This is a genomic window from Rosistilla ulvae, assembly GCF_007741475.1.
GTDB classification, from domain to species: domain Bacteria; phylum Planctomycetota; class Planctomycetia; order Pirellulales; family Pirellulaceae; genus Rosistilla; species Rosistilla ulvae.
This window is the reverse complement of the sequence record NZ_CP036261.1, coordinates 1,284,757-1,299,815: the sequence shown is the minus strand read 5'-3', so window position 1 is coordinate 1,299,815 and position 15,059 is coordinate 1,284,757. Positions and strand designations below refer to the sequence as shown.

Here is a 15,059-nt window from a genome sequence, read left to right as displayed (position 1 = left end):
TAACGTGCAACAAAAGGGATATTTAAAAGAACGATGGCCGCGAAGGGGTTCGATCTGCCCCAACCTTTTCGGCGTGGCGGTTTACCGCAATGTAGAGACAAGCTGAGTTTAACGGATTTTCGTGCAGTCGGTCGGTGCGGCGTGCCGATCCGCATCGGGTACCGGCGCAGAAAGAAAAGATCCGGTCGAAGTTCTTTTGAAACAGATATCTTCAATCCTATCAAGTCCGTTGCCACGTTGGGGGCGCAGGTTTTATGATGCGACATCACCTCAGCAGCAGCGATCTGTACAAACGATCGAAGCTCCCCCCGAAACCGCGAAGACCGTCGCATCCGCGAGATAAAAGGATTCCGCATGCTCGACCTCTATGACAAAATCGAAGAATCGACAGCAGCGATCAAAGCCGCTTGGGGGACCACTCCGCGGGCCGGGATCATCCTCGGGACAGGCCTGGGTGGACTCGTCGACGAGATCGAGATCGAGGCCTCGTTGGACTATTCGGAGATCCCCCACTTTCCGACTTCGACAGCCACCAGCCATCGCGGGCGGTTGGTCTGCGGGAAACTGCAAGGTGTCCCCGTCGTTGCAATGGAAGGCCGATTCCATATGTACGAGGGCTATCCGTTGAAACAGATCACGCTGCCGGTCCGCGTGATGAAGGCTTTGGGAGCCGAATTGTTGGTCGTTTCGAACGCTTGCGGCGGCCTGAACCCTTATTTCCAATCGGGGGACATCATGGTCATCGAAGACCAGATCAACCTGATGGGTGACAATCCATTGATCGGCATCAACGACGATCGACTCGGGCCACGCTTCCCCGACATGTGCGAACCCTACAGCCAACGGCTGGTCGATACGGCTTTGGAAATCGCCCGCCGCGAGAACATTCGCGCCCACAAAGGCGTCTTTGTCGCCGTCGCCGGACCAAACTTGGAAACCCGAGCCGAATACCGATTCCTGCGGACGATCGGTGCCGATGTCGTTGGCATGAGCACCGTGCCGGAGGTGATCGTGGCGGTCCACTGCGGGCTGAAGGTCGTCGGATTTTCGGTGATCACCGACATGTGCCTGCCCGACGCGCTGCAGCCAGCGGTTGTCGAGGAGATCATCGCGATCGCCAACGCCGCCGAACCGAACCTGCGAACCCTGGTCCGCCAGTCGGTCGCCGATTTCGCCAACGACCGCCTGGCGTAATCCCCACCGCAGATCGGTGTTTCAATTTGAGGTATCAGCCGGCACGCGTTAGCGTCCGGTTACCTTGGACAACGCCTCGCTATCGCGTGCCGGCTAATTTATATAAGCACAAACACTTAACAGCCCACCATGATTAGCCCGGGCTCGATCCCGCCGTTCTGATTTTCGCGGAGCCCTCCACCCAAGAATCGTATGACCAAGCATCCCAACCAACAGTGTCCGGCCGAGCGAGTTTTGCGGACTGCGGAATTCATCGCGTGCAAACTCGCCGAACTACCGCGGGTGGCGATCATCTTGGGCAGCGGGCTCGGAAACCTTGTCGACTACATCGAAGATGCGATCGCCATCGATTACGCCGACATCCCCAACTGGGGACAATCGCGGATCGCGGGGCACAGCGGCCAACTGATCTTCGGCTGGCTCGATTCCCAACCGGTGATCGCGATGTCCGGCCGCTTCCATCGCTACGAGGGTTGGACGACCGAACAGGTCTCGTTCCCGGTCCGCGTCTTGGCCGCGATCGGATCGCACACGCTGATCGTCTCCAATGCCGCCGGCGGGCTGAACCCCAAATATCGCATCGGCGACATCGTGGTGATCCGCGACCACATCGACATGCTGCACGGACACCCGGGGCAACGATTCGATTACGGAATCTATCCTCCGCAAACGCGCAGCGACGCCCCTTTGCGTGGCGCATCCCCCTACGATCAAGCGCTCAGCGAGAAGGCCTTGGAGACGGCGCGGCTGAACGGCTTTCCAGCTCATTCGGGAACCTACCTCGCCACGCTCGGCCCGACTTACGAAACTCGCGCCGAATACCGCTTCATGCGCAAGATCGGAGCCGATGTGGTTGGCATGAGCACCGTCCCGGAAGTCCTGCAGGCTCAGCGGATCGGGATGCGAGTATTGGGCATGTCGATGGTCAGCAACATCGCCCGTCCAGACGCTCCCCAACGCACCGACCACGCCGACGTCCTAGCCGCAGCCCAGATCGCCGAACCAAGAATGCGAGCGATCGTGCGAGAAGCAGTCCAGCGCAGCACCACCAGCTGAACTGGTGAGCTAAAAGCCGCGGATGCGGCGATCGCATAAAGCCTGCGGGCGCAAGCCGCAGGATCCGCCAAGCCAGGTGTCGCCTGCAACAGGTTTCGGCAGGCAACCGGACGTTGCGGGTTACGACCAACCGATCGATTGAAGATGCTGGCGGAACGCGTCTCGATTCATCGACGGGTAAAAGATGATCGGATTCGTCAGGCCTGGCTGGCTATGACGGAAACGGATACCGCGCTTAAAAATCCCAAGGATCGAGGTTTCTTCGAGCCCTTGAAAATTCTCGCGGTCGATTCGGAACGACCGCATGGAGGCACTTAGTGTAAGCGACGACGGCTCGACGGCCAGTTCAACAAACAGCTGAGCGGTGAAGGAACCCGCACGCATCGATCCACGAAATTTCAACGCTTCTGGAGATGGTTCTAAGTTTGTCATTGGGATCTCTGACGAAGGGATTGCAATGAACTCGAATAAAAACACCCCCGCAACGCAAAACCGCCAATTGCGGGGATCAGCATATTACCAAACGAGCGAGCAGTTTTCGACGTTCCAACAGACGAACCTCCGCAAACCAGACCGAGCCGATGAATTGGGGACAGGCACAATTCAAATCGAGCAACAACAAATCGCCGGACCGTTGGCTCTTCGTTCGCGTGTTGTTGGCACGGTCCCCAGGCCAGCACTCCGCTCGCAGGGCTCGCTGCGATTGGCCTGGGCTAGGCAAAGGATCGGAGCTTCACCCCTCGGGCAGGAAGGATGGCAGGTGTGTGCCACTGGCTTGCCAGTGCTCTTCTGACGGAGCCCCAATGTTTGAATAACCGCAAGACGTCGGGAATGCCGTCTGTTTGAACTGCGTTGATTTGCGGAAACGACGCCGCACCGGAAGCCGTTTGGGTAATGCACTCCCCCGGGGCTTCGTTCGAAATGCACTGGCAAGCCAGTGGCACCCGGTCTTCAACAGCCAAGCAAAGGACCGGAGCTTCGCCTCTCGTGCTAGTTGCAAGCCGCAGAGGCGGCGATTGCATAAAGCCTGTGGCGCGAGCCACAGGATCGGGCAAGACGCAATCAATGGAAAGCCCCGGAGGCGGCGACAGGTAACGCTCGCGCCGCAGGCTTTAAGCGGCCGCCGCTGCCGTGGCTACGGAGGTGGTTTGTTCATTGTGAACACGGTCCCCAGGCCAGCACTCCGCTCGCGGGACTCGCTCCGCCGGATCTGGGCTAGGCAAAGGATCGGAGCTTCGCCCCTCGGGCAGGAAGGATGGCAGGTGTGTGCCACTGGCTTGCCAGTGCTCTTCTGACGGAGCCCCAATGTTTGAATAACCGCAAGACGTCGGGAATGCCGTCTGTTTGAACTGCGTTGATTTGCGGAAACGACGCCGCACCGGAAGCCGTTTGGGTAATGCACTCCCCTGGGGCTTCGTTCGAAATGCACTGGCAAGCCAGTGGCACCCAGTCTTCAACAGCCAAGCAAAGGATCGGAGCTTCGTCCCTCGGGCAGGAGAGGCACCGGGTAGCTCGCTCGTGGAGAATGACTCTTATCCAACCAAATGCTCGTCAACGGTTTTCCATTCGCGTAAATTCGCGATATTCGCGGGCAAAAAATAGGCTGAGCCGAGTGCGCAATCCGCGGGTGGGTTAGCCGAGGAATTAGGGACAGGCACAATTCAAATCGAGCAACAACAAATCGCCGGGCCGTTGGCCCTTCCGTTACGTGTTGTTGGTACGGTCCCCAGGCCGACACTCCGCTCGCGGGGCTCGCTCCGCCGGACCTGGGCTAGGCAAAGGACCGAAGCTTCGCCCCTCAGGCAGGAAGGATGGCAGGTGTGTGCCACTGGCTTGCCAGTGCTCTTCTGACGGAGCCCCAATGTTTGAATAACCGCAAGACGTCGGGAATGCCATCTGTTTGAACTGCGTTGATTTGCGGAAACGAAGCCGCACCGGAAGCCGTTTGGGTAATGCACTCCCCTGGGGCTTCGTTCGAAATGCACTGGCAAGCCAGTGGCACCCGGCGTCACCTACGGCCATCACTGACGCAGCTTCCTGAGTTGTGGCTTTAGCCCTTTTCTTTGCGGCGGACGACCGGTGGCAGAAGGTCGTCGCCGGCGGTGGCGTTTTCGATCGCTTCATCGGTGCTCTCGGGATCGACGCGGCGGCAGATCTCGGTCAGTCGGTCGGCGATGTCGTCCAGGATGTCTTCCCAGGTTTCCGGCGTGCTGCCAAGTGGCGGGATCTCGGCCATCTCGTCGATCAACATGATCAAACGCAAGAGGTGTCGGAACAGGATCCCCTCCTGCTTCTGCAGCTTCTTGGCGAGGATGTATTTATTGAAGTCGCCATATTCGAGGACTTCGCCGGCGATCCAAACCGGGTTCACGCGAACATCGTGCACGCCCGGGACGTCGGAATGGAACATCCGGTACAGTTTGTCGCCGAGCGTTAATACGCGGACTGGTGGTTCGTCGTAATACTTCCGCCCACGCGGACCGGCGTCCTCCTCTTCATCATCCCCGCCAACTCCCAGTTCCTCCGCTGTCGCCAGTCCCAGCTTTAACAGTCGCGGATCGAGCACTTCGGTTGCTAGCGGTCCCGGCGGCAGCTCATCTTTGCCTGGCACGCGGACCGATCGAGCGACGTTGCCGGGGATATCCAACACGCTTTCCAACGCCAACAGCTTTTCGTTGGTGTCGGCCTTGAGCATGTGATCGGCCATGTAGACGCCGTACAGCGGATGAATACTCCGCAACCGGACCAACAACTCCAACGTCGGCGTCGGCGTGGCGGTCAGCGGTTTGTAGTTCTCGTAGTCGTAGCCTCGCGCGATCGCCGCTTCATCGGGAGCGTCGTCGTCGGTAGTGGCTGGTTTGGCATCGGGCTCCGGTTTTGGTTCGGATTCCATTTGCTGCAGGATCTCGCCGAACAGCCCCTGCGGTTTGGGAGCCTCCGGTTTTTCGCCCGACTGTTTGTCGCTGGCTTGTTTCTTTGGCGACGCATCGGCGCTTGCGTAAGCTGGCTTGGGATCCAGTTCGATATATTTGGCCGACCACAACACGACCAGCATCCGATTCAGTTGCGTCTGAGCATTCTTGAGCTCTTTGTCGTTCATCAACCGCCGGCCGACAAAATCTCGCAGCGGTTGAATGTCGGACGAATGGCCTAACAGATACGCCATCAGACGCCACGGCATCTGCCCGCGGCTGGCCAGTTTCGCGGGCGCCGCGTTCTGCAGCTGTTCGAACTGAGTGAGGTTCCAATAGGCTTCGTCCTGACGCCGCTTGGGCATCTTCTTCTTCAGCTGTTTCTTGGCTTTCATCAGCCCCGGATCTTTGGTGTCCTCGGGAATCTGATCGTACTTCTCTTTCCACCGCAAGATTTTGACATCGTCTTCGTGAGCCAAGGCGAAGACGTGCCCTTCGGTATCGAATTGCGGACGCCCCGCACGGCCAAAGATCTGGTGAGCCGAACTCGGTTCGACGACTTTCTTCTTCCCCTTGGGACCTTTTAACAGCGACGGCAACACGACCGATCGCGCGGGCAGGTTGATCCCGGCCGAAAGCGTTTCGGTGCAGACGCAAACGCTCAACAGCTTCTTTTGGAACAGCGACTCCACCAAGCGACGGTAGCGCGGCAGGATCCCCGCGTGGTGGATGCCGACGCCTCGCATCAAGATCTGCTTCATCTTCGGGCCGGCTCCCTCGGAGAGATCTTCGGCGTTGAGGATATTGGCCAGTTCGGTCTTCTGCGCCGCGTCGACCAAGCCCTTTCCCTTTAATTGTTCCGCGGTCAGCCAGCAGTGATCGCGATTGAAACAGAAGATCAGCGCTGGCGTCCGCCGCACCTCGGGCGATCCCTCGGTGATCTTCTCGGCAAATTCGCCGATCAATTGATCGTCGACCCACCAGTATTGCAGCGGGATCTTCCGCTCGGTCCCCTGCACCAATCGCAGCCGCCGGTTGTGCGATCGGTACAGCCACGAGACAAACTCGACCGAATTGCCGACGGTGGCACTCAACAGTAGCGTCCGGACATGTTCGGGCAACATCCCGAGAGTCAATTCCCAAACGATGCCGCGCTGCGAGTCGTTGAAGCTGTGGAATTCATCCATCACGACCGAGGTGACGTCGGCAAAATCGAACGCCTCGCGGTTCAGCAATCGGTTCAGCAGGATCTCGGCGACGACGACCAGGATCGGAGCGTCGGGGTTGACGCGGCGGTTGCCGGTGACCAGGCCAACCGATTCGGCGGGATAGCCCCAGCGGACGACCGTCTCCTGCAGCTCGACCAGCTTCTGATCGGTCAACGCGATCAGCGGCGTCGTATAATACATCTGCTTGCCCGTCTTCAGGGCTTCGTAGACGGCCGCCTCGGCGATCAGCGTCTTGCCGGTCCCGGTCGGTGCGGCGACGAGGACCCCCTGGGGCTCGGAGAACCACGCCAGCAAAGCCTCCTCTTGAACGGGGTAGGGTTCGTAGGGGAGCAGTTCCAAATATTCGACCGCTAATTGGTCGCGATCGATTGGTGATTCTTGCATCGTGGGTCTCGTGAGTTGATCTGGGGCACGCGACAGACGATACTGCCACGCATCGAATTTAACCAGTCGTGCGTCGCCGAGAACCGGACGGAACTAATGCAACAGGTCAAGATCTTCAAAAGCATCGAAAGCGAATTGGACCAATTGGAGGTCGAGATCAATCGGTGGATCGCTCGACTGCACAAAAAGGGGGGCAAGGTCGTCAAGCTCGAAGGGAATATCGCCCCCAAGAGCGGTGGTGGCGGCGCAGGACCGATGAGTTCCTTCTCCGCGTCGGACGTGATGGTGATCATTTTATTCGAGATCGATATCGCCTGATTCGACGACAAAATCGAGTCCAGCTGGCCACTTCAGAAGCTGGCTGTAGGAAATTGTTTTTGGGCGACCAATGTGGCATAAGTCTCGATTTTGCAACGCGTTGGGGATTTGATCATGCCAGCCGCTCAGGCGTCGATTCCAAATTCCACTTGCCTTTTTGAGCCCCCCCGCCAATCCTGAATATGTTGGGTCGCGATTTACGCGTCGCGACGATTAACTTCCGAGCAGATCAAGCGGTCCACTCTGGTTGGCCCCGGACCGCTGCTGCCAAACCAGGTTTATCTGAAGGGAGGTGTTCAAGTGGAATATTGCTGTACTTGCCAACGGGGTGGTAACCCGTAGCTCAGCCGGCGGGCTGCCAGCTCAGGCAGCCACCCCACTCGCGAATCACCTTTCGGCTAATAAGCTGATTGTGACTTCGGCAGACAACGGTGTTCGTTATTGAGAACACGAAGAGGTTGACTTCTGTCGAGTCGCATGGTCCTGAGCGAGATAAAACTCCCGCCCGTCAGGTTCACCTTGTGCCTGGCGGGCGGGTTTTCTTTTGCGCCCGCCTCTTCCAATCGATCCAGCCTGCGATCCGTTGGCTTCTGTGTCCGACGAGCCATCAAAAGCAGCTCCCGGCCGTCTAAGTGCTGCGGCGCAACGGCATCCTCTCCGGCGTAGCCACCCCACAGAGGATGCTCGGCTTCCATAGCGAGCCATGCAAGGTCTCGAAATCCCCGTCGGCAGTGGTTATCATCGTCCCTCGCCAGGTTGTATTGTCGAATGTTACCGCCCCTTCCTGCCTTGAATTGCAAAAGCTTCCCCCCGATGAATCATCCAATGACGTTACGCACGCAACGTATGCTCGTGCTCTCGATGCTATTGATGCTCCCCTGCTTCGACAGCCTCGCTTGGGCCGATGAAAGTTTCCTCAAAGCTCCCGCACACGTAGGAGCTCCGTTGCCCAAGGACCACGCGGTCACCAACCGCGCTTTTCAAGGCATTCCCAGTTTGGCCGTGGCGCCGGGCGGGCGGATGTGGGCGAACTGGTATGCCGGGATCACGCCGGGCGAGGACCACAACAACTACGTCGTCGTCAGCACCTCCGGCGATGGCGGAGCGACATGGAAAGAGGTGTTGATCGTCGATCCCGACGGCAGCGGTCCGGTTCGCGCTTACGATCCCGAGCTGTGGATGGCCCCGGACGGTCGGTTGTTTGTGTTCTGGGCGCAAGCGGTTGGCCACGGCGGCAGCATCGCCGGCGTTTGGTGTGTCTCGACCGATCAACCCGATTCCGAAAACCCGACCTGGAGCGAACCGCAGCGGTTGACCGACGGGATCATGATGTGCAAGCCGACGGTGTTGAGTTCGGGCGAGTGGGTGTTGCCGGCATCGACGTGGCGGGAGACCGATGAAAGTGCCCGGATGATCGTTTCGGAAGACCAGGGGAAAACGTGGTCGTTGCGCGGTGCCTGCAATGTGCCGGTGAAAGACCGCCAATTTGATGAGCACATGTTTGTCGAACGCAAAGACGGTTCGCTGTGGATGCTGGTCCGTACCAATTACGGAATCGGGCAATCGGTTTCCAAAGATCGCGGCAAGACCTGGCCCGAACTGACGCCTTCGACGATCCAGCACCCGAGCGCTCGCTTTTTTGTGCGTCGTTTGGCGTCGGGAAATCTGTTGTTAGTAAAACACGGTCCGGTCGACCGGCGGACAGGACGATCGCACTTGATGGCGTTTATCTCCAGCGACGATGGCGCCAGTTGGAGCGGAGGGTTGTTGTTGGATGAGCGCGGTGGCGTCTCGTATCCCGATGGCCAGCAGACCGCCGACGGGATGATCCATATCGTTTACGACTTCAGCCGCACCGATGCACGCCAGATCCTGACGGCTCATTTTCGCGAACAGGATGTCGCTGCCGGACGCGATGTCAGTGGCGACGTTCGCCTGCGGCAAGTCGTCAGCCAAGCCTCCGGCGGGAAAGAGAAACCTCCAGTATCGGTGCGAGCCAATCCCGATGGCGTGCCGTTGAGCAAAAGCAAGAAGGGCCAATTGACTGGTGGATCGTTCACCGCGCAACCGTTTGTTGGCGGCGTCGATCTGTTCACTGATCGCAGCTATACCGCGGCGGAATTGCCAGCCGGTTTGCCAGAGGTCTCTTTCCTGAAGGTGCCGCTGGATGGAGAGAAAACGGTAACTTGTGAGAGTGCGGGAACGGTTTGGTTCCTCACGCCAGCGCCGGATCGCAACAGGGATTCTCAGTCGAAGCGTTTGATCGAACAAGGATTTCGAGTTGTCGCCAATCCCGAAATCCGACTCTTCGATCCTAAATCGCCCGCCAATTTCTGCACGCTGTATCAAAAGGATTGCTCCAAAGGGGAGACGATCGAATTTGGCAAATGGGCGATACCGGTCTTCTATCGCTAGTGGAGACGATGGCGACCGACAGACCTTCCCATTGCAAACTTCCATTTGATTTGCTGTGTAAATCCTCCTTGAAGCATTTGTTTTCGGAACGTGAGACCTTTCGACACGCTCGCGTTTTGTACGCCGCGGTGGTTGCGGTTTCGTGTTTTGTTATAGGCTGTGGCAGCAATCAAGAATTTCCATCGCGACCGCTGACGTTGATCTGCCCTTGGTCGGCTGGAGGTGGCACCGACCGCATCGCGCGGCAGGTGGCGGTGCAGTTGGAAGAAGAGCTGGGTGTTCCGGTGAACGTTGTCAACGCAACCGGTGGTGGCGGCGTGACGGGGCATTCTCGCGGCGCGTTGGCCAGTCCCGATGGATACACGCTAACGCTTGCGACGGTCGAATTAAACATGCTGCATCATCGCGGCTTGAGCGCCATCGGCCCCGATGATTACCAACCGCTGGGATTGCTGAACCGCGATCCGGCGGCGCTGTTCGTTCACAAGCGTTCCGACTGGCACAGCTTGGCCGATGTGGAAGCCGCGTTGGCCGAGAGAGCTGAACCGATGAACGCTTCCGGCACCGCAGCGGGTGGAATTTGGCATGCCGCTCTGATCGGCTGGGTCGCCCAGTGTGGGTTGCCAAGCGAATCGGTGAACTGGATTTCGATCAACGGTGCGGCCCCGTCGCTGCAAGAACTGATGGCGGGCGGCATCGATCTCGTCTGCTGTTCGATCCCCGAAGCCCGCGCGATGCTCGATGCCGGCGAGATCCGCTGTCTCGGACTGATGGCCGACGAGCGATCTCCTGCGGCTCCCGACGTGCCGACGTTTCGCGAGCAGGGAGACGATTGGAGTCTATCCAGTTGGCGCGGCGTGTTGTGTCCACGCGGCGTGCCGCCAGAGCGGGTAGAGGTGCTGGAAGCTGCGGTCGACAGACTCTCTCGCAGTCCAAAATTCGCGGAGTTCATGGACTCTGGCGGGTTTCAGACGTCGATCGCCGACGCGTCGGAATTTACGGAGTTCTTGAGTCGATCGGATCGGCAATTTGCCGAGACGCTCGGCAGCCCCGCGTTTGTCCAATCGCAAACAGCGGTGGTCCGTCCCTATTTCTTTCCGATCTGCTTGGGGATTCTGGGGCTGATCTTTGTCGTTCCGGCTTGCCGCAGCCAAGCCGCGGTTGCAACCGAACCGTCGGTGGCGGAGGAGAGCGACGGCCGGTCGCGTTGGCTTCGCCCGGTCGTTGTGATCTTGGCGGTGATCGCTTTTGTCGCGACCTGTGAAACGATTGGTTATGTGTTGGCGACCGCCGCACTGCTGTGGCTGCTCGCGATCGTCTTTGGTGCGACGCGGCGACAGATCGTCGGAGTCACGCTGTTGGCCGCACCGCTGCTGTATCAATTGTTCGCTCGGACGTTGGGCGTTCCGTTGCCCTGGGGGTGGCTGGGGTGGTAGATATCGGAGCATTCACCGAAGCTGCGACGCAGGTCTTTGCCCGCGGCGATGTCTGGTTGATCGTGATCGCTGCTGCGTTGTACGGCGTGTTTGTCGGTGCAATTCCCGGGCTGACGGCAACGATGGCGGTGGCGTTGTTTGTGCCGATGGCCTATTGGTTGGATCCGATCGCGGCGATTGCGGCGATCATCACGATGGCCGCCTGCGCGATCTTCGCCGGCGATCTTCCGACGGTGCTATTGCGGATTCCCGGCACGCCCGCGTCGGCAGCTTATGTCGACGACGCTTACGCATTTACGCGTCGTGGCGAAGCGCAACGCGTCCTGCGTTTGGGCTTGGTCTGCAGCGTGATCGGCGGAATCTTTGGGGCGATCGCGATGATGATGCTTGGCGGCTGGCTCGCTCAAGCCGCGGGTTGGTTCTCCGTCACCGAGTACTTTTGGTTGTTCCTAATCGGACTGACGTGTGCAGTGATCGTCGCCGAGGGCCCTCGCAGCAAAGCGGTTTTGAGCCTGTTGCTGGGTTTGTTCTTTTCGACGATCGGGCTGAGTGCGGCGCATCAAGAACCTCGCTTCACGCTGGGGATCGCTTCGCTCTATTCCGGGATCTCCTTTATCCCCGCGATGATCGGACTGTTTGGAATGTCCGAAGTGTTGCTGAACCTTGTCGACGGTGCGGCGCCCGCCAAGCCACGTTCGCCGGTCGCGCCGGCGTTACAACGATCCACGCATTCGCTGGCGCTCACTTTGCAAGAAATCGGCGACCGTCTGCGGCGACGCAAAATGTCGACGCTGCGTTCTGGAGGGATTGGCGTTCTGATTGGGATGCTTCCCGGTGCCGGATGTGACATCGCGTCGTGGGTTGCGTTTGCTGCATCGAGGCGGATGCAGCAGAAAGCTCCAACGGTCACTGGCGACGAGGGCGAAGTCGAATCGCAGCGTCGCTCGCTCGATTCGATCGGCGATGCAACGACGGCTAACAACGCCTCGTTGGCGGGCAGCTGGATCCCGGCACTTGTCTTCGGCATCCCGGGTGATTCGATCACCGCGATCGTGATCGGCGTTCTGATGATGAAGAACCTGACTCCTGGGCCTCAAATTTTCGACGAACAATTGCCGCTGGTCTATTCGATCTACCTGCTGTTCATCCTCGCCAATCTGGTCCTGCTGCCTGTCGGTTTGTTGGCGATTCGTGTCAGCGGGACGATCGTGCAGATTCCCAAAGCGGTCCTGTTTCCATTGATCGTCGCCTTTTGTGTGACCGGTTCGTATGCCCTCAACGGCAGCCTGTTCGATGTGTTAACGATGCTGGCGATGGGCATCTTGGGCTTTGTCTTGGTCCGGTTGCAAATGCCAACGGCTCCGGTCGTGCTGGGGATCATCTTGGGCGGGCCGCTGGAAGAACGCTTGGTTCAATCGCTAACCGCAGCCAATGGGAACATCGCCGGCCTCGTCCAACGCCCCCTCTCGATCGCCCTAGCCACGCTGTTTGTCGTTTTAGTTGGCTCGATGCTCGTCGAATCCTTCCGCCGCCGCGATCGTCAAGCGACGTAGATTTTGATTTGCTTCGCTGGTTCACGCCCCCCTTTCAAACTTCGTTAGGAGAGTGAAGTGACAGGACTTCACCCGCCCGGCGAAGCAGGGAGGGTCGGGAAACAAGCGTTTAGCGAGTTTTTCGGGGAGGGCCTACCATGAGGTTGAACCGGCCCGCATTTGCCGTGCCGCCGCTCCCCGAACATCGCTTCGCTTGTTCGACCCTCCCCTGCCAAACTTCGTTTGGGGGAGGGTGAAGTCATCAGTGCTTCACGCGGCGAAGCTGAAGGGAGCGATGAGAGAGCGCTTAGCCAGCGAGGCTGGGGTCGGTGAGGTCGTTTTCGGCAAAACCTTTATTGCGCAGTAGGCAGGCGTCGCAGTGACCGCAGGGCTGGCCGTCGGCGGGATCGTAACAGCTGAGCGTCAGGCCGTAGTCGACGCCTAGCTTAAGTCCCTGGGCGATGATCTCTGCTTTGGTCAAATCGATCAGCGGCGCATGGATCTTGATCGCGTCGTCATCGGATTCGACGCCGACTTTGGTCGCCAAGTTGGCGAGCCGTTGGAACTGTTCGATAAACGCGGGGCGACAATCGGGATAGCCGCTGTAGTCCAATGCGTTAACGCCGATGTAGATGTCGCGGGCGTCGAGTGTTTCGGCCCAGGCAAGGGCCAGCGACAGGAAGACCGTATTGCGAGCGGGGACGTAGGTGACCGGGATCGCATCGTCGATTTGATCGATCGAATCATGTTTGGGGACCGCGATCTCGCTGGTCAGGGCCGATCCGCCGAACTGCCCCAAGTTGATATCGACGACGACATGCTTGGCGACGCCTAGATGATCCGCGACGCGGCGGGCGCAATCGAGTTCGTTTTCGTGACGCTGGCCGTAACGGAAACTGATCGCATGCGGATCGAAGCCATCGCGGCGAGCGATCGCCAGACAGGTGGCGGAATCGAGTCCACCGGACAAGAGGACAACGGCTGGTTTCGTCATTTGCACTGCTTTCTAAAACGCGTCGTGATTCGATCAGCGAGCGGTCGAGGCATCGGCGGCATATCGCTGCAGATACTTTTTCACTTTCAGTTTCCGCGCCGTGTTCTCGCTGCTCATAAAACGTATCTTGCCGAAAACATCCCGTTCTTGCCAGGCGCGGTCGTAACGCCCCAAGACCCAAAAGATGCCCGAATACGAATTCGGATCGCGACCATCGACAGCGTATTTGTTGTTCAATTCAAGCATCACCTGCAACGCGGCCTGCGGCGTGGGGGTCCATTCCAAAATCTTCTTGCCCCACAACATCCGCAGATAATTGTGCATCCGCCCCTCGCGAACCAATTGCCGCTGAGCCGCATTCCAGAGGTCGTCGTGCGTCTTTGCAGCTTCGAAATCTTCTAGCGAGTAGGTGAATTGACGCTCGTCGTCGGCGTGTTCTCCCAGCGTTTGTTGAGCCCAATCGGGGAGCGATTCGTAGCGATCGTAGTCGCGGCGGTGGACGCAAAAGTTGAAACCGACCTCGCGCCATGTGATCAATTCGTCCAGGAAGCTCTCCGCCTCTTCGCTCATTCCCCACCAACCCTCGCGCGATCCGCTCGCCTTCGCAGCCAATCGATCGGGCGACCATTGTTCTCGCTCGACGATGGCGGCAAAGACATCGTGCGTCGAGATCTGGCCAAAGTGCAGGTAGGGCGACAGGCCACTGGACGCGTCGGATTCGGGTTGGTTGCGACCCTCACCGTATCGCGGCAGGCGTTGCGAGATGAATGAATCGAGCGTCGCCGCGGCCGCGTCAGAACCTCCGTCGAACGCGGCCAGTCCGACGTCGTGGTCGATCGGCAGCGCGGACAACTGTTCCGGCGAAGCTTCCAGCAGCGCATCGGTCGCTTCGGGCCAACGCTCAAGAATCGCGTCGGGGATCGGTGGCGGTGGGGACAATCGGAAGCCTTGCAGCGGCGCCAGCTTGGGCATCTCGCTCAAATGCGGCTTCAGATTCTTTTGCAGGAAGCGACGGAAATCGTGCGCTCTGGCAAAGACTTTTTCCGTGGCGCGGATCGGCAGCAGGCCGTTGGAATCGACAGCTTGCATCGCCACCTTGACCTGCCGCGCGACCAACCGCAACATCGCGGGGATGAAGAAGCAGGGAAAGTCATCGGTCACGATCGCACAGGCGTCGCGGGCGAACTGTTGGATCAAACCTCGCCCATCGCCGACGCTTGGTTCGACGTAGGCGTAGTAGCGGAGATTGGAATCGGCCAGGGCCGCGCGGTTGTCGGCCATCCCTTGCAAGACGAAGCGGTGCAACCGGTCGCTGGCCCATGGATAATCGCAACGCAAGGCTTCGAGCACGATCAGCGGCCGGCCGAGTTCTTGAGCGAGAGACGCCGCGTATTGCAGCGAGAAGTTATAGCGAGTCCGCCGGTTGGCGATCATCCAATAGAGGACAAACTGTCCGTCGGGTCGGACTGATTTCGCGCTGAGGTCGCGGATGCGCAGTTCGGGGATGCGAGTCATTCAAGGCTTTCGGGACAAGAGTTAGTCGCCTTTCGCAGCGCGAAAGTGCGTTGGTCGTGCGCACTTTCGCGCTG

Annotated in this window: 10 protein-coding genes; 6 read left to right on the top strand and 4 right to left on the bottom strand. The window is 59.1% G+C overall.

Annotated features, from left to right (window positions below):
- The first annotated feature begins 354 nt into the window (after window positions 1-354).
- Window positions 355-1,194: a purine-nucleoside phosphorylase gene (locus EC9_RS04760; protein WP_145342800.1), complete on the top strand. Its 840-nt coding sequence runs from the start codon at window positions 355-357 to the stop codon at window positions 1,192-1,194.
- Window positions 1,195-1,386: 192 nt separating this feature from the next.
- A complete protein-coding gene (locus tag EC9_RS04755) occupies window positions 1,387-2,250 on the top strand; it encodes a purine-nucleoside phosphorylase (protein ID WP_145342798.1) in 864 nt (287 codons plus the stop codon).
- Between the two features lie 120 nt (window positions 2,251-2,370).
- Here the strand turns inward: EC9_RS04755 and EC9_RS04750 are convergent, their stop codons facing one another.
- Window positions 2,371-2,682 (bottom strand): hypothetical protein, encoded by a 312-nt coding sequence (locus EC9_RS04750; protein ID WP_145282889.1) that lies wholly within the window; start codon window positions 2,680-2,682, stop codon window positions 2,371-2,373.
- A gap of 1,618 nt (window positions 2,683-4,300) precedes the next feature.
- The gene (locus tag EC9_RS04745) at window positions 4,301-6,775 is read right to left on the bottom strand and encodes a DEAD/DEAH box helicase (protein WP_145342796.1); all 2,475 of its coding nucleotides are present in this window, start codon (window positions 6,773-6,775) and stop codon (window positions 4,301-4,303) included.
- A gap of 96 nt (window positions 6,776-6,871) precedes the next feature.
- Here EC9_RS04745 and EC9_RS04740 point away from each other — a divergent pair, with 96 nt between their 5' ends.
- The 4 genes from EC9_RS04740 (at window position 6,872) to EC9_RS04725 (ending at window position 12,497) form a co-directional block, all read left to right on the top strand.
- Window positions 6,872-7,093, top strand: coding sequence for a hypothetical protein (locus tag EC9_RS04740; RefSeq protein WP_145342794.1), 222 nt, complete (start codon window positions 6,872-6,874; stop codon window positions 7,091-7,093).
- Window positions 7,094-7,918: 825 nt separating this feature from the next.
- A complete protein-coding gene (locus tag EC9_RS04735) occupies window positions 7,919-9,508 on the top strand; it encodes a sialidase family protein (RefSeq protein ID WP_246105959.1) in 1,590 nt (529 codons plus the stop codon).
- Window positions 9,509-9,576: 68 nt separating this feature from the next.
- Window positions 9,577-10,944 carry a tripartite tricarboxylate transporter substrate-binding protein gene (locus EC9_RS04730; RefSeq protein ID WP_218934585.1) on the top strand — a complete coding sequence of 456 codons (1,368 nt, stop codon included), beginning with the start codon at window positions 9,577-9,579 and terminating at the stop codon, window positions 10,942-10,944.
- Window positions 10,938-12,497: a tripartite tricarboxylate transporter permease gene (locus tag EC9_RS04725; protein WP_218934584.1), complete on the top strand. Its 1,560-nt coding sequence runs from the start codon at window positions 10,938-10,940 to the stop codon at window positions 12,495-12,497. Before EC9_RS04730 ends, EC9_RS04725 begins: the two co-directional genes overlap by 7 nt.
- 286 nt (window positions 12,498-12,783) lie before the next feature.
- On the opposite strand, the gene queC is transcribed toward EC9_RS04725, so the two are convergent.
- Entirely contained in the window at window positions 12,784-13,470 is a 687-nt protein-coding gene (queC, locus tag EC9_RS04720; protein ID WP_145342788.1) for a 7-cyano-7-deazaguanine synthase QueC, read from the bottom strand.
- 33 nt (window positions 13,471-13,503) lie between these two features.
- On the bottom strand, window positions 13,504-14,985 hold the full coding sequence (locus EC9_RS04715) for a deoxyribodipyrimidine photolyase (RefSeq protein WP_145342786.1): 1,482 nt from the start codon (window positions 14,983-14,985) through the stop codon (window positions 13,504-13,506).
- Window positions 14,986-15,059 lie beyond the last annotated feature (74 nt).